22 protein-coding genes, 1 rRNA gene and 1 other annotated feature are annotated in these 20,663 nt (G+C 39.9%); all 23 genes read left to right on the forward strand.

Features of this window, described 5'->3' with window-relative positions:
• Positions 1 to 110, forward strand: a 5S ribosomal RNA gene (gene rrf, locus ACTQX6_RS09555); the annotation flags it as partial.
• A gap of 377 nt (positions 111 to 487) precedes the next feature.
• Positions 488 to 1,345: a YitT family protein gene (locus ACTQX6_RS09560; protein ID WP_320863438.1), complete on the forward strand. Its 858-nt coding sequence runs from the start codon at positions 488 to 490 to the stop codon at positions 1,343 to 1,345.
• An 81-nt stretch (positions 1,346 to 1,426) separates the two neighbouring features.
• A complete protein-coding gene (locus tag ACTQX6_RS09565) occupies positions 1,427 to 2,155 on the forward strand; it encodes an ABC transporter permease (protein ID WP_320863439.1) in 729 nt (242 codons plus the stop codon).
• Positions 2,156 to 2,167: 12 nt separating this feature from the next.
• Complete coding sequence (locus ACTQX6_RS09570; protein WP_294688836.1) at positions 2,168 to 3,109, forward strand: glycosyltransferase family 2 protein; 942 nt, start codon at positions 2,168 to 2,170, stop codon at positions 3,107 to 3,109.
• Positions 3,100 to 3,588, forward strand: coding sequence for a GNAT family N-acetyltransferase (locus ACTQX6_RS09575; protein ID WP_294688838.1), 489 nt, complete (start codon positions 3,100 to 3,102; stop codon positions 3,586 to 3,588). The genes ACTQX6_RS09570 and ACTQX6_RS09575 overlap by 10 nt, the downstream gene beginning before the upstream one ends.
• A gap of 15 nt (positions 3,589 to 3,603) precedes the next feature.
• Positions 3,604 to 5,022 carry a signal recognition particle protein gene (gene ffh, locus ACTQX6_RS09580; RefSeq protein WP_294688841.1) on the forward strand — a complete coding sequence of 473 codons (1,419 nt, stop codon included), beginning with the start codon at positions 3,604 to 3,606 and terminating at the stop codon, positions 5,020 to 5,022.
• Positions 5,023 to 5,099: 77 nt separating this feature from the next.
• Positions 5,100 to 5,372 (forward strand): 30S ribosomal protein S16, encoded by a 273-nt coding sequence (gene rpsP, locus ACTQX6_RS09585; RefSeq protein ID WP_022789195.1) that lies wholly within the window; start codon positions 5,100 to 5,102, stop codon positions 5,370 to 5,372.
• Positions 5,372 to 5,620 (forward strand): KH domain-containing protein, encoded by a 249-nt coding sequence (locus ACTQX6_RS09590; protein ID WP_022789194.1) that lies wholly within the window; start codon positions 5,372 to 5,374, stop codon positions 5,618 to 5,620. Before rpsP ends, ACTQX6_RS09590 begins: the two co-directional genes overlap by 1 nt.
• 38 nt (positions 5,621 to 5,658) lie before the next feature.
• Complete coding sequence (gene rimM, locus ACTQX6_RS09595; protein WP_117446731.1) at positions 5,659 to 6,147, forward strand: ribosome maturation factor RimM; 489 nt, start codon at positions 5,659 to 5,661, stop codon at positions 6,145 to 6,147.
• The gene (trmD, locus tag ACTQX6_RS09600) at positions 6,144 to 6,875 is read left to right on the forward strand and encodes a tRNA (guanosine(37)-N1)-methyltransferase TrmD (RefSeq protein WP_117446730.1); all 732 of its coding nucleotides are present in this window, start codon (positions 6,144 to 6,146) and stop codon (positions 6,873 to 6,875) included. The genes rimM and trmD overlap by 4 nt, the downstream gene beginning before the upstream one ends.
• Positions 6,876 to 6,966: 91 nt before the next feature.
• Positions 6,967 to 7,314, forward strand: a complete 348-nt coding sequence (rplS, locus tag ACTQX6_RS09605; protein ID WP_022789190.1) for a 50S ribosomal protein L19 — start codon at positions 6,967 to 6,969, stop codon at positions 7,312 to 7,314.
• Between the two features lie 80 nt (positions 7,315 to 7,394).
• Positions 7,395 to 8,090, forward strand: coding sequence for a signal peptidase I (lepB, locus tag ACTQX6_RS09610; protein WP_022789189.1), 696 nt, complete (start codon positions 7,395 to 7,397; stop codon positions 8,088 to 8,090).
• Between the two features lie 5 nt (positions 8,091 to 8,095).
• Positions 8,096 to 8,950, forward strand: coding sequence for a ribosome biogenesis GTPase YlqF (gene ylqF / locus ACTQX6_RS09615; RefSeq protein WP_294688847.1), 855 nt, complete (start codon positions 8,096 to 8,098; stop codon positions 8,948 to 8,950).
• A complete protein-coding gene (locus ACTQX6_RS09620) occupies positions 8,943 to 9,551 on the forward strand; it encodes a ribonuclease HII (protein ID WP_117446727.1) in 609 nt (202 codons plus the stop codon). Before ylqF ends, ACTQX6_RS09620 begins: the two co-directional genes overlap by 8 nt.
• A 54-nt stretch (positions 9,552 to 9,605) precedes the next feature.
• A complete protein-coding gene (gene dprA / locus ACTQX6_RS09625) occupies positions 9,606 to 10,346 on the forward strand; it encodes a DNA-processing protein DprA (protein WP_294688849.1) in 741 nt (246 codons plus the stop codon).
• Positions 10,347 to 10,401: 55 nt separating this feature from the next.
• Positions 10,402 to 12,540, forward strand: coding sequence for a type I DNA topoisomerase (gene topA / locus ACTQX6_RS09630; protein ID WP_294688851.1), 2,139 nt, complete (start codon positions 10,402 to 10,404; stop codon positions 12,538 to 12,540).
• Entirely contained in the window at positions 12,537 to 13,832 is a 1,296-nt protein-coding gene (trmFO, locus tag ACTQX6_RS09635) for a methylenetetrahydrofolate--tRNA-(uracil(54)-C(5))-methyltransferase (FADH(2)-oxidizing) TrmFO (protein WP_294688852.1), read from the forward strand. Before topA ends, trmFO begins: the two co-directional genes overlap by 4 nt.
• A complete protein-coding gene (gene xerA / locus ACTQX6_RS09640; RefSeq protein ID WP_117446723.1) occupies positions 13,825 to 14,736 on the forward strand; it encodes a site-specific tyrosine recombinase/integron integrase in 912 nt (303 codons plus the stop codon). The genes trmFO and xerA overlap by 8 nt, the downstream gene beginning before the upstream one ends.
• Positions 14,737 to 14,889: 153 nt before the next feature.
• The gene (gene rpsB, locus ACTQX6_RS09645) at positions 14,890 to 15,807 is read left to right on the forward strand and encodes a 30S ribosomal protein S2 (protein ID WP_117446722.1); all 918 of its coding nucleotides are present in this window, start codon (positions 14,890 to 14,892) and stop codon (positions 15,805 to 15,807) included.
• 19 nt (positions 15,808 to 15,826) lie between these two features.
• The gene (gene tsf / locus ACTQX6_RS09650) at positions 15,827 to 16,717 is read left to right on the forward strand and encodes a translation elongation factor Ts (RefSeq protein ID WP_117446721.1); all 891 of its coding nucleotides are present in this window, start codon (positions 15,827 to 15,829) and stop codon (positions 16,715 to 16,717) included.
• A gap of 91 nt (positions 16,718 to 16,808) precedes the next feature.
• Positions 16,809 to 17,019, forward strand: a binding site (T-box leader).
• Positions 17,020 to 17,129: 110 nt separating this feature from the next.
• Positions 17,130 to 18,368, forward strand: coding sequence for an argininosuccinate synthase (locus ACTQX6_RS09655; protein WP_022789180.1), 1,239 nt, complete (start codon positions 17,130 to 17,132; stop codon positions 18,366 to 18,368).
• Positions 18,368 to 19,756 (forward strand): argininosuccinate lyase, encoded by a 1,389-nt coding sequence (gene argH, locus ACTQX6_RS09660; RefSeq protein WP_294688855.1) that lies wholly within the window; start codon positions 18,368 to 18,370, stop codon positions 19,754 to 19,756. Before ACTQX6_RS09655 ends, argH begins: the two co-directional genes overlap by 1 nt.
• Complete coding sequence (gene argC, locus ACTQX6_RS09665; protein WP_294688856.1) at positions 19,749 to 20,654, forward strand: N-acetyl-gamma-glutamyl-phosphate reductase; 906 nt, start codon at positions 19,749 to 19,751, stop codon at positions 20,652 to 20,654. The genes argH and argC overlap by 8 nt, the downstream gene beginning before the upstream one ends.
• The last annotated feature ends 9 nt before the right edge of the window (positions 20,655 to 20,663 follow it).

Consider the following 20,663-nt stretch of genomic DNA (forward strand, 5'->3'; position numbering starts at 1 on the left):
GTGACGATAGCGAAGTGGAACCACCTGAACTCATACCGAACTCAGAAGTTAAGCACTTCAGCGGCGACAATAGTTGGGCCTGCCCCTGCCAAGATAGCACGTTGCCGGGTCATTTTTTTATATATGGAACTTATTATGGATCATTTTGAAAAGGAGCAGCTTGCGATTTCAATCTGCCGAAATCGTAAAGATAAGACATTTATATATAAGGGAGCCGTTAAAGATTGGATCAATCAGATCGGCTCTTTTTCCATTGTTTATGATGAGAATTGTTGTGGAGCGACACAGAATGTTCTTTTTTGTTTTGTAGGACAAGATACTTCCATTCTTTTAACGGCTGAAGCATTTTTAGATTTTTTTGATCAATGTGAACCAGAATAACACATTTTATTTTCAATATTTTTCAAAAATATATTCATTTTTTTCTGCTGTTGTTCCATCTATTTCATTGTTATAATAGCCAAGGTAATGATGGGGGAATTTAGAAATGAAAAGTGAGACAGTAAGAGAATTTTCTTTGATAACCTTTGCGATGTTTATTATATCGATTTCAATTTATTTCTTTTTGATACCCAGTGGTATTGTCGTAGGAAGTATTTCAGGTTTAGCCATGGTATTAAATCAATTGTTACCTTTATCTATCTCTATATTGACTTTGATTTTAAACATGGGACTTTTAGTGATCGGTTTTTTGTTCATTGGAAAAGAATTTGGTGCCAAAACAGTTTATACATCAATATTATTACCTGTTTTCTTAGCTGTATTTGAAATTCTGTTTCCTTTAAGTGAATCAATTACTGGTAATAATGTATATGACTTGGTTACTTATACATTGATCATCGCATTTGGTCAGGCGATTTTGTTTAATGTGAATGCATCCAGTGGAGGATTGGATATTGTAGGAAAAATCGTCAGCAAATATACGCATATGGAAATTGGTAAAGCTTTGATGCTTTCTGGCTTTATTACTTCTATGACCTCGATTCTTGTTTATGATGTCGGGACGCTTGTGGTCAGCTTGATTGGGACCTATGCCAACGGACAAGCTATTGATTACTTTATCGACGGATTTCATAAAAAGAAAAAAATTTGTATTCTATCTGAAGAATATCCGGTTATACAAGATTACATCATGAATTCGATGAATCGTGGGGTGACTCTATATAAAGCCGTAGGTGGTTTTAAAAAAGAGGAACGTGTAGAATTGGTAACGATCATGACGAGCAATGAATATAAAAAGCTGCTGGATTATCTGCATAAAAGCAATTTTCAAGCTTTTGTGACCGTTTCTACAGTCAATGAAGTCATTGGTACATGGAAGATCAATAAACGAAAACTGAGATAAGCACATTGCGTGCTTTTTTTCTTTTGGTATAATCAAGAAGACTATATATCAATATTTATAGGATTAAAAGAAAGGATACGTATGAAAATTAGACAATGGCTTATTTTGTTGTCAGGGATTCTCATTGTATGGACTTTGGCTTCATTAGGAATCGATAATTCCATTATCTTGCCGACACCGTATGAGGTTTTGACACAGATGACAGAACAAATGCAGGATGTAAAATTATATGAATCATTAGCCATGACTTTTTTTCGTGTACTTTTTTCGGTGCTTATTTCTTCTGTGATTGCGTTTTTCCTGGCTTTTCTTTCCAATCGTTTTAAAACCTTTGCCCAATATTTTGAGCCTATTCTTTTACTTCTGAGAAGCATTCCCAATGTGACTTTTGTGATCTTATTGTTGTTTTGGGTGAGCCGGGAGATCAGCATTTATATTGTTTCTTTTCTACTTTTGTTTCCGATCTTTTATCAAAATCTTTTTGAAGCAATTCAAGATATAAGCCAATCCTGGAAAGACATTTTTCAAATCTATCCACAAAGCTGGTTCAAAAAGATACAAATGGTTTATTTACCATTGCTTCGTCCTGCTATGGCTTCCAGCTGGATTACTTGTTCATCGCTTGGTTTTAAAGTGGTTGTTATGGCGGAAATCATGACATCGGTTTCCCTGGGAATTGGGGCAAATATGCAATATGATCGATTGAACGTGAATTTAGCCGGAGTAATGGCCTGGACAATTTGGCTATTGATTTGTGTATGTATTTTTAATAAACTATTAAAGAAAGTTTTAGAAAGGCTTTTTGGGTAAGGAGGCAGTTACATGATCAGTATTTTGGTACCTGTATATAATGTAGAAAACTACTTATCTCAATGTCTGGATTCTATACTTGCACAAACTTATAAGGATATTGAAATTGTGATGGTCAATGACGGATCGACCGATCATTCCAAATATATCGCATCTTCTTATGCGAACCGCTATTCGTTTATTCATCTGTATAACTATGAGAATGCAGGGATCTCAACAACACGCAATCGTCTATTGCGTCATGCGAAGGGAGAATACGTATTCTTTGTAGATAGTGACGATTATATCGCACCGCAAACTTTACAGGCGATGATGCACCATATGGAAGCTTATAACTGTGATATCGTATGTTGTGGTTATACGATGGACTATCGTTTTGGGGCTTTGTATCGTAAGGTGGAGACAAAGAAAGTCATGACAAAACAAGAGGCTTTGCATTCGCTTGCGGAAAATAAAGGGATGAACAATTATCCATGGGGCAAGCTTTATAAGAAAAAATGCTTTTCCAATGTCAGCTTTCCGGAGTTTATGCGTGGCTTTGAGGATACATATACTGTTTTTAAAGCCTTGTGCAATGCCGATACGATAGGCTGTATATCCAAACGATATTATCATTATGTCCAGCACCAGGGTTCATTGACTCATCGTATGAACCTGGAAACGGCATACGATATGCGTAAAGCGTATGAATATCAGGAAAGTTGTCTGCGACGCTGGTATCCGGAAGAAGACTTCCACTTTGATGTTCATCTAGTCAACAGTGATTTTGTGATCTTATATACGATTTTTGCGTATTATACTAAAAAAGATGATCCACAATTTGTGCCTGCTGTGATCAACTGGAAAAAAGTCAATCCTTTTGTGCATGTGGCTTATGAGCTGTGCCGGGGGATTTGTTCCTTACGATTTGGTTGGGCTAAGACAAAGACACAGGAGTTTAACAAATGGCTGTAAGAGAAGCGACGATACAAGATATATATGTGCTCATGGAGATTTATGAAACAGCTAGACGTTTCATGGCTGAAAATGGAAATCCGACTCAGTGGCCACAAGGATATCCCAGTAAAAAAATTCTTTTGAAGGATATGGCCGCAAAACAACTTTATGTGTATGAGCAAAATGGAGAAATAGAAGGAGCTTTCGTGTTCTTTATTGGGGAAGATCCCAGCTATGCCAAAATTGATGGGAAATGGTTGAATGATGCGCCTTATGGTGTGATTCATCGCATCGCATCACGGCAAAGGGTGCCTCATGTTGGACAATCGATTTTGAATTATTGTTTTACCAAAATAAAGAATCTTCGAATAGATACGCATGAGGATAATATTCCCATGCAGAATATGTTAAAGAAAAACGGCTTTGTGTATGTAGGAGACATCGAACTGCTTTCCATTCACGAAAGTCGTATGGCCTTTCAGGCTGTAAAAGAATAAGATGGAGTGAGAAAAATGGCTTTTGAATCTTTAAGTGAACGCCTTGGAAAGGCACTAAAAAATATAACTGGACAGGGGAAGCTGACAGAATCCAATATGAACGACATGTTGAAGGAAGTGCGCATGTCTTTATTGGAAGCGGATGTCAACTACAATGTCGTTAAAGAATTTATTGAAAATGTAAAACAGAAAGCATTAGGGCAGGAAGTCATCGATTCGGTCAATCCGGGGCAAATGGTCGTTAAGATCGTTCATGATGAAATTCAGGAATTACTGGGAAGTGCCGATGCTCGATTAAATTTGAAAAAAAGCGGAGTATCGACTTTAATGATGGTCGGTCTGCAGGGGACCGGTAAAACAACTGCCAGTGCCAAAATTGCTCGTTTCTGTAAAGAGAAGCTGAAAAAACGAGTGTTATTGGTTGCCTGTGACGTTGTTCGTCCGGCAGCTATCGAACAGTTGGAGACATTGGGAAAATCAATCGATGTTGAAGTCTTTAGCTTAGGAACCCAGGTCAGTGCTGTTGAAACAGCTCGCCAGGCGATGGGCTATGCCTATGATCGACAAAAAGATCTTGTGATCTTTGATACGGCCGGTCGTTTACACGTAGATGAAGAGCTGATGCAGGAGCTTTCTCAAATGAAGGCACTTGTACAGCCGGACGATATCTTATTGACAGTGGATGCGATGACCGGTCAGGATATCGTAACGGTTGCCAGAGAATTTAACGAGCAGCTTTCTATCACAGGTTTGGTTGTGACCAAGATGGATGGCGATGCCCGTGGTGGTGGTTTGTTGTCTGTTCGCAGCATTACCAATGTTCCGGTTCTATTTGTATCCAATGGAGAAAAGGTAGAGGACTTAGAGGAATTTCATCCGGATCGTATGGCGGATCGTATCCTGGGTATGGGAGATATCGTTACCTTAGTGGAACAGGCGCAGGAAAAGCTGGATATGGACATCCAACAAAAAACGGCCAATCGTATGGCACAGGGGATCTTCACCTTCAATGATATGTTGGATCAATTTGGCCAGATGCAGAAAATGGGATCGATGCAGAACATGTTAAAGATGATTCCAGGATTAGGCAAAATGGTCAAACAGTTGGATGATGAAAAAATGAATGATTCCATGAAAAAATCGCAGGCAATCATTCAGTCTATGACACCGTATGAAAGAGAAAATCCGTCTTGTTTAAAGGCCAGCCGAAAGAATCGTATTGCCAAGGGGGCCGGTGTTAAGGTCATGGAAGTCAATCGATTGATCTCGCAGCTGGAACAAATGCAGATGATGACAAAAATGATGTCCGGTGGCGGTATGCCTAACTTGTCAGCTCTCCAAAACATGCAGCGCGTCGGTGGTATGCAGGGAGCCAGCAAACATGCCGGAAGCAAGAAACAGAAAAAAAGCAAAAAGAAGAAAAAGAAAAAATAAGTGTCAAGTAAAAATGCTTGACACTTTTATTTTGCTATGGTACATTTATCAGGCAAAAGAAAAGGAAGGTATTTGAAATGGTTAAATTACGTTTAAAAAGAATGGGTAAAAAGGGTCGTCCTTTCTACCGTATCGTAGCTGCAGATTCAAGAAGTCCTCGTGATGGACGTATCATTGAAGAAATTGGTACATACAATCCAATCGCTTCTGAAAATCAGGTGACAGTCAACAAAGAATTAGCTATGAAATGGTTACAGAACGGTGCTAAACCTAGCGATACAGTTCGTTCAATTCTTTCTAAAGAAGGCATTATGAAAGAATTCCACGAAACAAAAATGGTTAAGAAGTAATGACAGATCTGGAAAAGACATTGATGGATCTTTGTCTTCCTTTAGTGGATGACAAACAGGCACTGTCTGTCAAAACAATGACCAGCACCAATGATAACGAAGTCTTGTTGTATGTATATGCCAACAGTGAAGATGTAGCGCGTTTGATTGGTCGCAAAGGTATGATGGCCAGCAGTCTTCGTCAAATGATGTCGATTGCGGCGCGTGATATCAAAAAAAGAATTTCTGTGAAATTCGAAGCATACTAGGATGTGAAAACATCCTAATTTTTTTAAGGGTGAAATAGATGATCAAAGTAGGAACAATTATCAATACACATGGGTTAAAAGGCGAATGTAAGATTTATCTGGTAACAGATGATGTAAAAGATCGTTTTGCCAAGGGAAGAATCCTGCACCTATCGGATGGAAAAAAGTTGACCGTTTCTTCCTTTCGTATGCAGAAGGGATTTGGTTATGCGAAATTTGAAGAGATCAAGGACATCAATGATGCTGAAAAATTGAAAACGTTTGATCTTTTGATTGCCAAAGAAGATTTGCCTCCATTGGAAAAAGGAACTTATTATTATCATGAATTGATGGATTGTACCGTATATGATGATAAAGGCGATGAATGTGGAATTGTCAGTGATATTTTAGAAACCGGGAAACATATCGTCCTGCGTATTTCCAAAGATCAGGATTCATTTTTGCTTCCTTTTGTGCCGGCATTTATTTTAGAAGTTGATCCAGAGACGAAAAAGATCATCTTTAAAGACATGGAGGGGCTTCGATGAAAATAACGGTCTTGACTTTGTTTCCTGATTATTTTCGCTCTTTGTTGGAAACAAGCATTATCAAAAGAGCTAAAGACAAGGAACTTTTCGAGTTTGAATGTATCGATTTTCGTACCTTTACGAAAGAAAAGCATGGCCATGTCGATGATACCCCTTATGGCGGAGGTGCCGGCATGGTGTTGATGTGTCAGCCGATTTTGGATGCTTTGGCCAGTGTACGAACCCCAAAAAGCACGGTGATCCTTTTAACCCCACAGGGAAAGACTTTCTCTCAATCGGTTGCCAAAGAGCTATCTTTACAAGAGCATTTAATCTTTATTTGCGGACATTATGAAGGCTTTGACGAACGTATTCGCGATTATGTCGATGTTCAGTTGTCTTTAGGTGATTTTGTTCTTACAGGAGGGGAACCGGCCTGCGTGGTCATGTGTGATGCGATCTTACGCTTACTGCCGGGTACGATTCGACAGGATAGCTGGGAAGATGATTCCTTTTCCGATGGTTTATTGGAATATCCACAATATACGCGCCCGGAGGTCTATGAAGGAAAAAGAGTTCCGGAAGTTTTACTAAGCGGTCATCATGCCAATATTAAAAAATGGCGTCACCAGATGGCTTTAAAAAATACATGGAAGCATCGTCCGGATCTTTTAAAGGAAAAAGAGCTTTCAAAAGAAGATCAGGAGTTTCTTTCAAATCTTCTTGAAAACAAAGAGGAAGTATGCTAGTATTTTAAAGCATTATTGCACGGTTTTGTTCCGCTGACACTTTACGTGTGAATGAACAAGGATGCCGTATGGAAGAAAAGGAGGAAAAAAGATGAACTTAAATTTAGTCAATGAAATCACGAAATCACAGTTAAAAAGTGATATTCCTTCATTCCGCTCTGGAAGTACTGTTCGTGTACACGTACGTATCAAAGAGGGTGACAAAAGCCGTATTCAGGTTTTTGAAGGAGTTGTTATCGAACGCGTTGGTGGAGGAATCGCAGAAACTTTCACTGTACGTAAGATGTCTAATGGGGTTGGAGTAGAACGTAAATTCCCTTTACATTCACCAATCATCGATAAGATCGAAGTCGTTCGTAACGGTAAGGTTCGTCGTAACAAATTGCATTATTTGCGTGGACGTTCTGGTAAGGCGGCTCGTCTTAAAGAAGTACGCTAAGAAAAGTGCCGAGAAATCGGCATTTTTTATTTGGGGGCTTTAGTGTATAATACCTGTATGTAATGAAAAGGGGTTTCAGAATGAGAAAAGCAAGTAAACGTGAAAAGAAAGCGATTTATCGATATAACGAAGAGGACGAAAGAACACTTTTAGAAGATATATTAGGGTTTGTCAAAGTTTTTGCGATCACCGCTATTGTTATTTTAGTCTTTATGAATTTTATTGCGCATCCGATTAAAGTGAATGGAAAAAGTATGGATCCTACTTTGGAGGACGGTGAATTTGGTTTTACCAGTCTAGCTAGCGTCTGGCTGAATCAGATCAATCGATATGATATCGTTGTGGTCACTACTCAGCAGGATATAACTGATTCACAAACCGGCGAAACGACCAATGAAACGATTCAGATCGTTAAGCGTGTGATCGGAATGCCGGGAGATACAGTATCTTGTATTGATGATGAAATCTATATCAACGGGGCAAAGCTGGATGAAGACTATATCGATCCGGATTATATCAAAGAATGTCGTGAAAAATATGGTTATTTCAACCAGATCGAGCAGATTTCGACTGATGATGAAGGAAGAACGGTTGTGGATTATGTCGATTTTCCGGAAGTGACTTTGGGAGAAGATGAATATTTTGTCATGGGAGATAACCGTCCGGTTTCAAAAGATTCTCGTGACAGTGCTATCGGTGTTATTCAGCGTAACCAAATCTATGGTGTAGGCGTCTTAGTTCTTTATCCATTTGATGAACTGGGATTGAAAGGATAGAGCGTATGTCGAATCAAAATCCGATTCAATGGTTTCCCGGTCATATGACCAAGGCCAAACGGCAAATGGAAGAGAATTTGAAGAAGGTTGATTTTGTGATTGAAATTCGGGATGCCCGTATTCCCGATTCCAGCAAGAATCCAATGTTGGATGAACTGATTCAAAATAAACCGCGTCTGATCCTTTTGTCAAAAAAAGATAAAGCGGATTCGGCTGCCACCAAAGAATGGATTCAAAAACTGCATTCTCAGGGGCATCAAGTCTTAGCCCTGGATTTGATCAAGGATTCGTATTTTAAGGCTTTGGTACAGGCAGCGCAGACGACTTGTCAAAAAATTATTGATAAACAAAAAAGACGAGGCATTCGTCCCAGAGCTTTACGCGCCATGGTTTGTGGGATTCCCAATGTAGGGAAAAGTACCTTTATCAATACGATGGCCAAGCGAAAAGCAGCACAGACGGCCGATCGTCCGGGTGTGACAAAATCCCTGCAGTGGATCAAGTTAGGGCAGTCTCTGGAATTATTAGATACGCCGGGCGTATTATGGCCAAAGTTTGAAGATCCTAATACCGGTATGCGTCTTGCGATTTTAGGGTCGGTTCGAGATGAAGTAGTCAATATGCAGGAACTTGCTATTTACGCCTGCCGATGGCTGCAGGAAACAAAACCGGGTCTTTTGGCAAGCCTGTATCAGATCGAAGAACAAAAGGATCCTTGGCAGACCATGGAAAAAATTGCCTTAAAACGAGGGTATCTTCAAAAAGGAAGCATTGATGAAAATCGCCTTGTTCGCTCTTTTATCAAAGATATTCGCGAAGATAAATTAGGTCCTTTGACTTGGGAGTTTCCTCATGATTGAACAACCTTTGGAAAAGGAACTCTGGCAAACCTATGATTCCATCGTAGGTATTGATGAGGCTGGAAGAGGACCTATTGCCGGTCCGCTGGTCGTTGCCGGCTGTGTTTTTGAAAAAGGATATTGGCATCCGGACATCGATGATTCTAAAAAGCTGACTGAAAAAAAGCGGGAACAGCTTTTTCAGGTAATTCAAGAAGATGCCTTATGGTTTTCGATAGAGGTCATTTCTGAAAAAGAGATCGATCAAAAAAACATTTATAAAGCTACTCAGGATGCGATGCTTGCGATTGCGCAAAGTGCTGATTGTGCTTACTGCTTGACGGATGCGATGAAGCTTCCAGGTTATTTAAAGCCATATGAAGCCATTATAAAAGGAGACTCTAAATCAGTATCGATTGCGGCTGCCAGCATTCTAGCTAAAGTCACCAGAGATCATATCATGATGGAACTGGATCAGAGGTATCCTGAATATGGATTTAAGAAACATAAGGGATATCCGACCAAAGCACACTTGGAGGCTTTAGAAAAATATGGTGTATTGCCATGTCATCGAAAATCGTATGGGCCGGTCAAAGAAAAATTGGAAATAAAGCTATTTTGATAGAAAAATTAAAATTTTTTCTATCTTTTTTATTTTTTTATCGTATTAAATAGTATGAAGAAAAATTTAAGAGATGCGATTTTATGGTATGCCATTCAAAATGATGGCGATTGGAAACAAATTGCTCATTGCCTGCAGGTAAAAGCACCTTATAAAAAAGTGGAGTATGCGTATCCCTTTGTCACTAGGGCCGATAAGGAATATCCAAGATGCTTTTTAAAGCTGCGTTATCCACCATGGATCCTTTTTTATCAGGGAAAGCTTTCTTATTTATCGAAAAAATGTGTGGGAATCATCGGAGCTAGAGATTGCACGGATCAAGCTTTAAAAAATACCAGAGAAGTGGTGAATATTCTAAAGAAAAAATATGTGATCGTCTCAGGGCTTGCCAAAGGAATTGATGCGATGGCCCATAATAGTGCTTTTGATCAAAGAACAATTGGAATCATTGGGTGTGGAATCGATCGTATTTATCCTAAAGAAAACCAGAATTTATATCAGAGCATGGCCAATCAACATTTGATCCTTAGTGAATATCCCATGCAGACAGCGCCAAAGGCTCATCATTTTCCCTGGAGAAACCGTTTGATTGCGGCTTGTTCTTCATCCATCGTCGTTATTCAGGCACGATGTAAAAGTGGAACCATGCATACGGTCAATGAATGTCTGGAGCTTTCCAAGCCAGTCTATTGTTTACCCAGTGCCTATGAAGATAAAGTCTATCAGGGGTGTAATGTCTTGATCCAAAACGGAGCACTGAGCATCGTACAGGAACAAGACTTGTATGAAATATAATTGACAAAACACTTTTTTTATTGTTTGATATCTAACGAACCATAGGAGGATAGATATGGGGAAGAATTTAGTCATTGTGGAATCGCCTTCCAAATCGAAGACGATTGAAAAATATTTAGGTAAAGATTTTAAAGTAGTATCGAGCAAGGGACATATCTGTGACCTTGCGACATCCGGAAAAGAAGGACTTGGTATCGATGTAGATCGTGACTTTACTCCGACTTATACGATCAGTAAAGATAAAAAAGATGTGGTAAAGGAATTGAAGGATCTCACGAAAAAAAGTGATTCTGTCTATCTGGCAAGCGACCCGGACCGTGAAGGAGAAGCGATCGCATGGCATTTGGCAAGAGTTTTGGATCTGGATATTGATACAACAAATCGTATTATCTTTCATGAGATCACCAAACCGGCCGTATTGGAAGCTATCAAAGAGCCAACACACATTGATATGGATCTGGTGCATTCACAGGAAACTAGAAGAATGCTGGATCGAATCATCGGTTTTAAACTGAGCAAGCTTCTACAAAATAAGATCCAGTCAAAATCAGCTGGTCGTGTACAGTCAGTTGCGTTACATCTTATCGTTTTAAAGGAAAAGGAAATTCAGGCGTTTAAATCTGAAGAATACTGGAGCATTCATGCGACGTTAAAAAAGGGAAGACAATCGTTTGAAGCGCTTTTGAATAAAGTAGATGGAAAGAAACCGAAGCTGAAAAATGAAGAACAGGCACAGGAAATCGTAGAACGATGCAAAGCTCCTTTTACGATTTCTTCTTTGACGACACGTTCTCGCAAAAAACAGGCTCGATTACCATTTACTACTTCAACGCTGCAGCAGGAAGCCAGTACAAAGCTCGGTTTTGGTGCGCGTCGGACGATGAGTATTGCCCAAAAGCTGTATGAAGGTATCGACCTGGGTGGTCAGATGGAAGGTTTGATCACGTATATGCGTAGTGATTCCACTCGATTAAGTGACATCTTTGTCAAAGATGCGATGCAGCAGATCGAGCAGGAATACGGAAAAGAATATGTGGGAAAGCTTCATGCGAAAAATGCTAAAAACGCACAGGATGCACATGAAGCGATTCGACCGACCAATGTTTTAAATACGCCGCAAAGAATCAAACCTTACTTGACCAATGAACAGTACCGTCTTTATGAGATGATTTATGCCAGAACAATGGCTTATCTGATGAGTGATGCGGTTTTTAGTGTGACCAATGTAAAATTAGACTGCAACGGTTGTGAATATGCGGCATCCGGTTCCATCTTAACCTTTGATGGTTATTTAAAGGTCTATGATAAATATGAGAAACAAAAAGATGATCTTTTACCGGCTTTGACAAAGGAAGATGTCTTTGAAGATGTACCTGTTGATGCTAAACAGCATTTTACCGAACCACCGGCTCGCTATACGGAAGCAAAATTGATCAAGGAGCTGGAGGAAAAATCCATTGGTCGTCCAAGCACTTATGCGATGATCATTGATACACTGCAAAAAAGAGGCTATGCCGAACTCAAGGCCGATCCAAACAAGACAACGAAGACAAAAGTTTTCTTTCCAAGTGAGCAGGGGATGTTGACGGATGAAAAGCTGCAGGAATATTTTAAAAGTGTGATCAATGTCGAATATACGGCCAATATGGAAAATACATTGGATGAAATTGCGGAAGGACAGATCGACCCGATTGCCTATATGCATACTTTTTATGATGAATTTGCCCCTTTAGTGCAATCAGCTTATGAAAAGATGCCTAAAAAAGAACTGGAGCGAGTGGGGCGTACCTGCCCGGAATGTGGTGGTGAACTTGTCTATCGTAACGGAAAATATGGTAAGTTTATTTCTTGTATCAATTTTCCAAAATGTCGCTATACAGAAAGTGAGCAGGATGAACAGACTGCACCGGAAGGACAGGAAGAGAAATTCTGTCCGAACTGTGGGGCTAAGATGGTCATCAAAAAAGGTCGTTATGGACCTTTCTGGGCTTGTTCAAACTACCCGGAATGTAAAACAATCGTACCATTAAAGGAAAAGGCTAAACCGGAACCGACAGGAGAAAAATGTCCGGAGTGTGGTCATGATCTGGTAAAGCGTAAATCGCGTTTTGGAACGACCTTTATCGGTTGCAGTAACTATCCAAAGTGTCGCTATATCAAAAAAGAAACAAAGAAAAAGGAAGAAAAGTCATGAAAGAAGTAACGATCATCGGTGCCGGATTAGCCGGTTGTGAAGCGGCCTGGCAATGTGCTAAAAGAGGCATACAGGTTCATTTGATCGAAATGCGACCTACTAAGAAAAGCCCTGCATTTCATACAGGAAATTTTGCGGAGCTTGTCTGTTCTAACTCTCTTCGTTCCAATGCGTTAAATAATGCTGTAGGTATTTTAAAGGAAGAATTACGAATCTTAGATTCTTTGATTTTAAAGACAGCGGATGAAACAAGTGTTCCGGCCGGCAGTGCTTTAGCTGTTGATCGTACGCTTTTTTCAGAACAGATCACAAAAGCAATCAAAGAGCATCCTAATGTTCGTGTAACCGAAAAGGAAGTGACCGAAATTCCGGATGGACCGGTCATCATTGCTACCGGCCCTTTGACAAGTGATGCCTTTGCGAAAACAATTGATGAATATCTGGAAACAGAACCTATGCACTTCTATGATGCGGCAGCACCAATCGTAGAGAAAGATTCCATCGATTTTTCAAAGGCTTATTTTAAATCTCGATATGATAAAGGAGAGGCCAGTTATATCAACTGTCCGATGAATGCAGAAGAATTTGATCGTTTTTATGAGGCGCTGATTCATGCGGAATGTGTAAAAATGCATGATTTTGAACTGAAGGTGTTTGAAGGCTGTATGCCGATTGAAGAAATGGCACGCCGCGGTAAGAAAACGATGCTGTTTGGTCCGTTAAAGCCAGTTGGATTGGAAAAGGATGAAAATCATCATCCTGTTGCGGTTGTACAGCTGCGTCAGGATAATGTGGCCGGTTCCTTATATAATATAGTAGGGTTTCAGACACATTTGACTTGGCCTGAACAGCGAAGAGTATTTTCTTTGATCCCGGGATTGGAGAATCTTCGTATTACTCGTTATGGTGTTATGCATCGAAATTCTTTCTTATGCGCACCAAAGGTTTTAAAGGAAACATATCAGTCCAAAAAGCGGGAAGATCTTTTCTTTGCCGGACAGCTGACCGGTGTGGAAGGCTATGTGGAATCTTGTGCCAGCGGTTTGATTGCGGGTATCAATATGGCTCGTTATCTGGAAGGTAAAGAACCGATTGTTTTTGGTAATACGTGTATCATGGGCAGCCAGGCTCATTATATTACACATTGTACGCCAGAGCATTTTCAGCCGATGAATGCGAATTTTGGCATTGTAGAATTAAAAGAAAAATGTAAGAAGAACATGCGAAAGGAAAAAATCTGCCAGCAGGCATTATCTCGCATCGAGCAGATCAAAGAGATGTTAGATGAATGAGCTGATTGATCGCTTTCTTCAATATATTTATCATCGTCATTCTCAATCTGAGAAGACCGTTGATGCCTATCGTAGAGATTTGTTTCAATTTCGTGATTATTTGTTGAGTCAGGGAATTGAAAGCTTTGAGGAAGTTGATCGTTTGGTCTTTATGGAATTTTTAGCTTCCTGTCGAGAATTACCGGATGGGAGAGTAGCTAAAAACGCAACTATTGCCAGAAAGTTAAGTACGTATCGATCTTTCTATCATTATTTAAATGAATATATCGGAATACAGACCAACCCTTTGGTCTCGATTCATTCTCCTAAGAATACAAGAAAGATTCCTGAGTTTTTGTTTCTGTCAGAAATCCAGTATTTTTTAGAAACGTATGATACAAGCAAACCGGTAAAGTGTCGTGACCAGATGTTGTTTACAGTGCTATATGCCTGTGGTCTTCGTGTACAGGAAATCGTAAATCTGACATGGGAGGATATTCATCTTCAGGAGCGTTTTATGCGTATTCGAGGAAAAGGTGATAAAGAGCGTCTGGTGCCTTTTTATAAAGATATGATTGAACAACTTCGTCATTACAAACTGTTTTTCTGGGAAAAGACGGCAAAACATACTGATGCGGTATTTGTGTCTCTTCGCGGAAAACCAATGACAACACGAGCCGTACAGATGTTGATGCGTCAACATGCCGAGGAAATAGGCATATCCAATAATCTGCATCCGCATATGTTTCGTCACAGCTTCGCCACACATTTACTGGATAACGGTGCTGACATCCGCATCGTGCAGGAATTGTTAGGGCATTCCAGTCTTTCAACGACTCAGATCTATACACATGTTTCAACGAAAAAACTGCAGAAAGAGTATGAAAAATCACACCCTTTGGCAAATCATTCAATAAAAGGGTAGATTTCATGTAAATATATTGAATTTGCGAATTTGTCATGCTAATATAAATGAGCGTGCAAGCGCGAATACACACATCATGGATTCGAATGCCCGTGCAATTTATTGTTGCATTCGTTGGAAATGATGGAGGAGTAACGGAAAGGAAGGGCTATTATGTCAATTGTATCAATGAAGAAATTGTTGGAGAATGGTGTACATTTCGGACATCAGACTCGCCGCTGGAATCCAAAGATGAAACCATACATCTACACCAGCCGTAACGGGGTTTATATCGTAGATTTAAACCAGACGATCGAACAGATCGAAGAAGCATATGCGAAATTAAAAGAAATCAGTGAAAACGGTGGAAAGGTTCTGTTTGTCGGAACAAAGAAACAGGCTGCTGACGTTATCGAGGAACAGGCTTTACGTTCTGGTTCTTTCTATGTAAACAAACGTTGGTTAGGTGGTTTGTTAACAAACTTCCGTACAATTCAGAAGCGTGTTAAACGTTTGGTTGAAATCGAAGAAATGGAAGCCAGTGGAAAAATCGAAGTATATACGAAAAAGGAACAGGCGAATCTTCGTAAGGAAAAAGCTAAATTGGAAAGCAGCTTAGGTGGAATCAAAGAAATGAAAAAATTGCCAGATGCAGTATTCATTATCGATCCAAAGGAAGAACACAACGCTGTTGCGGAAGCTAAGAAATTAGGTATTCCGGTATTTGCAATGTTGGATACAAACTGTGATCCAGATGATGCAACATATCCAATTGCTTCTAATGATGATGCAGCTCGTTCTATCAAATTAGTTACTACAATCTTGGCAGATGCTATTGTAGATGCTAAAGGTGGCGTTTTAGAATTAGCTTATCTGGATAACACAGAAGATGATGTAACAATGGATGACGTTATCAAAAACGTTGAACAGCAGATTGCCGAAAACGAAAGACGTCGTCGTCAGCGTATTGAAGAAAAGAGAAAGAGAAACTTCGAAAGAAGAAACCGTCGTTTCAACAAACAGGCTCCTAAAGAAGAAGCTAAAACAGAAGTAAAAGAAGAAGCACCGGCTGAACAGCCAGCTGCTGAATAATCAAACAGGAGGAAAAATCATGGCTATTACCGCAAGTCAAGTAAAAGAATTACGTGAAAAAACCGGCGCAGGAATGATGGACTGTAAAAAAGCCCTGACGGAATGCGATGGAGATATGGCTAAAGCTGTTGACTGGCTGCGTGAAAAAGGTATGTCTAAGGCTGAAAAGAAAGCCGGACGTATCGCAGCAGAAGGTTTGACTCGTGTAGCTGCACAGGGAAACCATGCGGTTATTTTCGAAGTCAACTCTGAAACAGACTTTGTTGCCAAGAATGAACAGTTCTTGCATGTATTGGATGTATTACAGGCAAGCTTATTAGAAACAAAACCTGCTTCTTTAGAAGAAGCGTTAAAGGTATCTACACCAGAAGGTACTGTAGAAGAAGTAATTACAAACGCTACTGCTACGATCGGTGAAAAGATTTCTTTCCGTCGTATCGATGTTGTAGAAAAGAAAGATGATGAAATTTTTGGAACTTACATGCACATGGGTGGAAAAATTTCAGCTGTTGTTGTATTGAAGGGTACACAGGATGCACAGATCGCAAAGAACATTGCTATGCAAGTTGCTTCTATGTCTCCGGTTTATGTAAGTCAGTCTGAAATTCCTTCAGATGTTGTAGAACATGAACGTGAATTACAGATGCAGATGATGCAGAACGATCCTAAGATGGCTGGTAAACCTGAAAAAGTATTACAGGGTATCTTAAAAGGAAAAGTTGACAAACACTTTAAAGATCTTTGCTTGAATGATCAGGAATACTTCTTGGAACCAAAACAAAAAGTATCTCAGTTCTTGAAAGAAAACGGAGCTGAAGCTGTATGCTTCGTACGTTATCAGGCTGGTGAAGGTATCGAAAAGAAAGAAGAAAACTTCGCTGAAGAAGTTATGTCACAAATTAAGGGCTAATTGAATTAGCTCTTTTTTTATGAAATGAAAATATGATGTAAGAAATTGAAAATTATTCTTGAAAATCACTTTCAAAAATGTATAATAATGTACATAAGTTGTGAAGAGAAGGAGTACAGAGACTTTTATTTTAAGAGAATTGGCGGATGGTGCAAGCCATAAAGAGAAGCTCTGGAACGTGTCTTGGAACTTCTATGTCGAAACATTATAGTGAGGCATAGACGCGATCCGCGTTAACGATAAGGTGTCATTTACATAGTGTAGATGGAAATAAGGTGGTACCGCGTATTCACGTCCTTTGAAGAAAAGGACGTTTTTTTATAGATGGGAGTGAGAACGATGTCTGAAAAAGTCCGACGATGTGGGTGTCGTTTATATAGCTTGAATGAATTTAAAGATGGAGGAGAATAACATGGAAAAGAAAAAATACAACAAAATCGTTTTAGCATATTCAGGAGGATTAGATACATCGGTATTGATTCCCTGGTTAAAAGAAAATTATGGAGCTGAGATCATTGCGGTCAGCGGAAATGTAGGACAAGGTACAGAATTGGATGGTTTGGAAGAAAAAGCTTTAAAAACCGGAGCCAGTAAGTTATACATTGAAGATTTAACGGATGAATTTGTGAATGATTATGTGATTCCAACGATGCAGGCAGGTGCTACTTATGAACAATATTTACTTGGAACCAGCTTTGCCCGTCCGATCATTGCGAAAAGAATTGTAGAGATTGCGAAAAAAGAAGGGGCGGATGCGATCTGTCATGGATGTACCGGAAAAGGAAACGATCAGGTACGTTTTGAACTGGCTATTCAGGCTTTTGCACCGGAAATTGATATCATTGCGCCATGGCGGTTCTGGGAATTGAATTCTCGTGAAAAGGAAATCGCTTATGCCGAAGCACACAACATTCCGTTAAAGATCAATAAAGAAACCAACTACTCCAAAGATAAGAACTTATGGCATTTAAGTCATGAAGGTTTGGATCTGGAAGATCCAGCCAACGAAGCACCGATCAATAAACCGGGCTTCCTGGAAATGAGCGTTTCTCCGGAACAGGCACCGGATGTACCAACAAACGTAACGATTCACTTTGAAAAAGGGGTACCTACCTCGGTTGATGGTGTAGAGATGACACCGACACAAATCATTGAGAAATTAAATGAGGTTGGCGGTGCCAATGGTTGTGGAATTTTAGATATCGTTGAAAATAGACTGGTTGGTATGAAGAGTCGTGGTGTTTATGAAACACCGGGCGGTACAGTACTGTATAAAGCTCATGAAAAACTGGAAGAAATCACACTGGATAAAGAAACACAGCACTATAAACAATCGCTGGCTTTAAAGTTTGCCGATCTGGTTTATAACGGACAATGGTACACACCGCTTAGAAAAGCGATGACAGCTTTTGTGACCAGTACACAGGAAACCGTAACAGGGGATGTGACTTTAAAATTATATAAGGGAAATATCATTCCGGTTTCTGTAACAAGTCCATATTCTTTATACAGTGCCGGTATGGCCACTTTTGATGAAGATGATTGCTATGACCAGAGTGATTCTGCCGGATTCATTCATCTGTTTGGTTTGCCGTTGAAGGTAAGAGCCTTAAAGGCAAAAGAAGTTGAAGATTTTCCGGGAGTGGAATAATGAGTAAGCTTTGGACCGGACGTTTTTCAAAAGAGACGGATGCGCTGTTAGATCAATTAAACGCATCCCTTCCTTTTGATAAAAGATTATACAGACAAGATATTCAAGGCTCTATGGCACATGCCAAAATGCTTGGCAAACAAGGAATCATTTCGTCTGAAGACCAGGAATTGATTCAATCGGGGTTAGAGTCCATCTTAAAGGATATTGAATCCGGTATGCTTGTTATCTGTAACGCAGAAGATATTCATTCGTTTGTCGAACAGGAGCTGACCAAACGAATCGGTGATGCCGGAAAAAGATTACATACCGCAAGATCGAGAAATGATCAAGTTGCTTTAGATTTGAGGCTGTTTACCAAAGAGCAGGTTACTATTCTATCCGATTTGGTCTTATCGATGTTACAGGCTCTCTGTACAAAATCCAAAGAGCATTTAACGACCGTAATGCCAGGTTATACACACTTACAAAGAGCACAACCGGTGACCGTGGCGCATGTGTGGATGGCTTATGCCAATATGTTAAAAAGAGATCATAAGCGATTGATGAATGCTTTAGAGTTGATGGATGAGATGCCGCTTGGATCTGGTGCATTAGCCGGAACCACGTATCCGATCGATCGAGACTATACTTGTGCTCTGTTAGGATTTCGGTGTCCAACAGATAACTCGATGGATGGTGTCAGTGACCGAGATTACTGCATGGAGATCGGCAATGCCTGTTCGATCTTGATGATGCATCTTTCCAGAATGTGTGAAGAGATGATCTTATGGTGTTCCGGTGAATTTGGCTTTATGGAACTCGATGATGCCTTTTCAACAGGTTCGAGTATCATGCCACAAAAGAAGAATCCGGATGTATGTGAATTGATCCGTGGCAAAACCGGGCGTGTCTATGGAGATCTGATGACACTGTTGACTATGCAGAAAGGATTGTCACTTGCCTACAATAAAGATATGCAGGAGGATAAAGAAGCTTTCTTTGATATCCTGGATACCACGATTCACTCGATGCAGGTCATGATTCCAATGTTTGAGACGGCTGTTATTCACAAGGAAAAAATGCATCAGGCGGCCTTGGGTGGCTTTATCAATGCGACCGATTGTGCCGATTATCTGACAAAAAAAGGTATGCCATTTCGAGATGCGTATAAGTGTGTAGGCCAACTGGTTGCTTATTGTATTGAAAACAAAAAAGCGTTAAACGATTTAACACTTACAGAGTTTCAAAAATATTCCGCACTCTTTAGTGAAGATGTTTATACGGCCATAGATCTGCAGACTTGTCTGGCACAGCGAAAGAGCCTAGGTGGCCCGGCACCGGAAGAGGTTAGTCACCAGATTAAAAAGATCGAAGAATTTTTGAGTGAGAGTGGTTTTCATGAATAAGCCGAAGATTTATATCGATGGACAGGCTGGTACGACCGGTCTGGAAATCGTAAAGCGCTTGTCAAATCGAGAAGATATTGAACTTCTAAAAATACCGGACGATAAAAGACATGATGATGTCGTACGAAAAGAATACATGAAAGAAGCAGACCTGGTGTTTTTATGCTTGCCGGATGCTGCCAGTATTGAAGCAATGAAGCTCATGGACGAAAAAACGAAAGTCATTGATGCTTCTACGGCACATCGAACTGATCCGGATTGGGTCTATGGTTTTCCGGAATTATCAAATCAACAGAAACAAAAGATCAAGTCAAGTTATCGGGTGGCCAATCCTGGATGTCACGCAACAGGTTTTATCAGCATTGTCTATCCTTTGATGAAACATCAGTTCATTCAAAAGGATACATTGTTATCGTGCACATCCTTGACCGGATATTCAGGTGGTGGGAAATCGATGATTGCCCAATACGAGACGGAGAAAACATCGGATCTATATGCTCCCAGACTCTATGGTCTTTCTTTACAGCACAAGCATTTAAAGGAAATGAAACAAATCTGTCATTTAGAAAAAACACCTTTATTTTGTCCGGTCGTCGATGATTATTATCGAGGCATGTTGACAACGATCATGATCGAGGGCAATAAAGAAGAAATTGTTCAACTGTATCAAGATTTGTATCAAGATACTTTTATTGAAGTCACAAAGGATGAAGACACTTACCTCTCAGCCAATTTATATGCCCAAAAGGATAACTTGAAGATTTGTATTCATGGTAATGATCAACAAGTGATGATCAGTGCCTTGTTTGATAATTTAGGTAAAGGGGCCAGTGGAGCCGCCATTCAAAATATGAATTTAATGTTAGGATTCGAAGAATATAAAGGATTATCTTACTAGGAAGGAGCA

The sequence above is a fragment of the Faecalicoccus sp. LCP19S3_E2 genome (assembly GCF_052121255.1).
Classification (GTDB): domain Bacteria; phylum Bacillota_I; class Bacilli_A; order Erysipelotrichales; family Erysipelotrichaceae; genus Faecalicoccus.

What these genes read in the sequence shown, in the direction of transcription:
- ACTQX6_RS09560 (WP_320863438.1), top strand. Translation starts at nt 488, where the DNA reads ATGAAAAGTGAGACAGTAAGAGAATTTTCTTTGATAACCTTTGCGATG.
- ACTQX6_RS09565 (WP_320863439.1), top strand. Translation starts at nt 1,427, where the DNA reads ATGAAAATTAGACAATGGCTTATTTTGTTGTCAGGGATTCTCATTGTA.
- ACTQX6_RS09570 (WP_294688836.1), top strand. Translation starts at nt 2,168, where the DNA reads ATGATCAGTATTTTGGTACCTGTATATAATGTAGAAAACTACTTATCT.
- ACTQX6_RS09575 (WP_294688838.1), top strand. Translation starts at nt 3,100, where the DNA reads ATGGCTGTAAGAGAAGCGACGATACAAGATATATATGTGCTCATGGAG.
- ffh (WP_294688841.1), top strand. Translation starts at nt 3,604, where the DNA reads ATGGCTTTTGAATCTTTAAGTGAACGCCTTGGAAAGGCACTAAAAAAT.
- rpsP (WP_022789195.1), top strand. Translation starts at nt 5,100, where the DNA reads ATGGTTAAATTACGTTTAAAAAGAATGGGTAAAAAGGGTCGTCCTTTC.
- ACTQX6_RS09590 (WP_022789194.1), top strand. Translation starts at nt 5,372, where the DNA reads ATGACAGATCTGGAAAAGACATTGATGGATCTTTGTCTTCCTTTAGTG.
- rimM (WP_117446731.1), top strand. Translation starts at nt 5,659, where the DNA reads ATGATCAAAGTAGGAACAATTATCAATACACATGGGTTAAAAGGCGAA.
- trmD (WP_117446730.1), top strand. Translation starts at nt 6,144, where the DNA reads ATGAAAATAACGGTCTTGACTTTGTTTCCTGATTATTTTCGCTCTTTG.
- rplS (WP_022789190.1), top strand. Translation starts at nt 6,967, where the DNA reads ATGAACTTAAATTTAGTCAATGAAATCACGAAATCACAGTTAAAAAGT.
- lepB (WP_022789189.1), top strand. Translation starts at nt 7,395, where the DNA reads ATGAGAAAAGCAAGTAAACGTGAAAAGAAAGCGATTTATCGATATAAC.
- ylqF (WP_294688847.1), top strand. Translation starts at nt 8,096, where the DNA reads ATGTCGAATCAAAATCCGATTCAATGGTTTCCCGGTCATATGACCAAG.
- ACTQX6_RS09620 (WP_117446727.1), top strand. Translation starts at nt 8,943, where the DNA reads ATGATTGAACAACCTTTGGAAAAGGAACTCTGGCAAACCTATGATTCC.
- dprA (WP_294688849.1), top strand. Translation starts at nt 9,606, where the DNA reads ATGAAGAAAAATTTAAGAGATGCGATTTTATGGTATGCCATTCAAAAT.
- topA (WP_294688851.1), top strand. Translation starts at nt 10,402, where the DNA reads ATGGGGAAGAATTTAGTCATTGTGGAATCGCCTTCCAAATCGAAGACG.
- trmFO (WP_294688852.1), top strand. Translation starts at nt 12,537, where the DNA reads ATGAAAGAAGTAACGATCATCGGTGCCGGATTAGCCGGTTGTGAAGCG.
- xerA (WP_117446723.1), top strand. Translation starts at nt 13,825, where the DNA reads ATGAATGAGCTGATTGATCGCTTTCTTCAATATATTTATCATCGTCAT.
- rpsB (WP_117446722.1), top strand. Translation starts at nt 14,890, where the DNA reads ATGTCAATTGTATCAATGAAGAAATTGTTGGAGAATGGTGTACATTTC.
- tsf (WP_117446721.1), top strand. Translation starts at nt 15,827, where the DNA reads ATGGCTATTACCGCAAGTCAAGTAAAAGAATTACGTGAAAAAACCGGC.
- ACTQX6_RS09655 (WP_022789180.1), top strand. Translation starts at nt 17,130, where the DNA reads ATGGAAAAGAAAAAATACAACAAAATCGTTTTAGCATATTCAGGAGGA.
- argH (WP_294688855.1), top strand. Translation starts at nt 18,368, where the DNA reads ATGAGTAAGCTTTGGACCGGACGTTTTTCAAAAGAGACGGATGCGCTG.
- argC (WP_294688856.1), top strand. Translation starts at nt 19,749, where the DNA reads ATGAATAAGCCGAAGATTTATATCGATGGACAGGCTGGTACGACCGGT.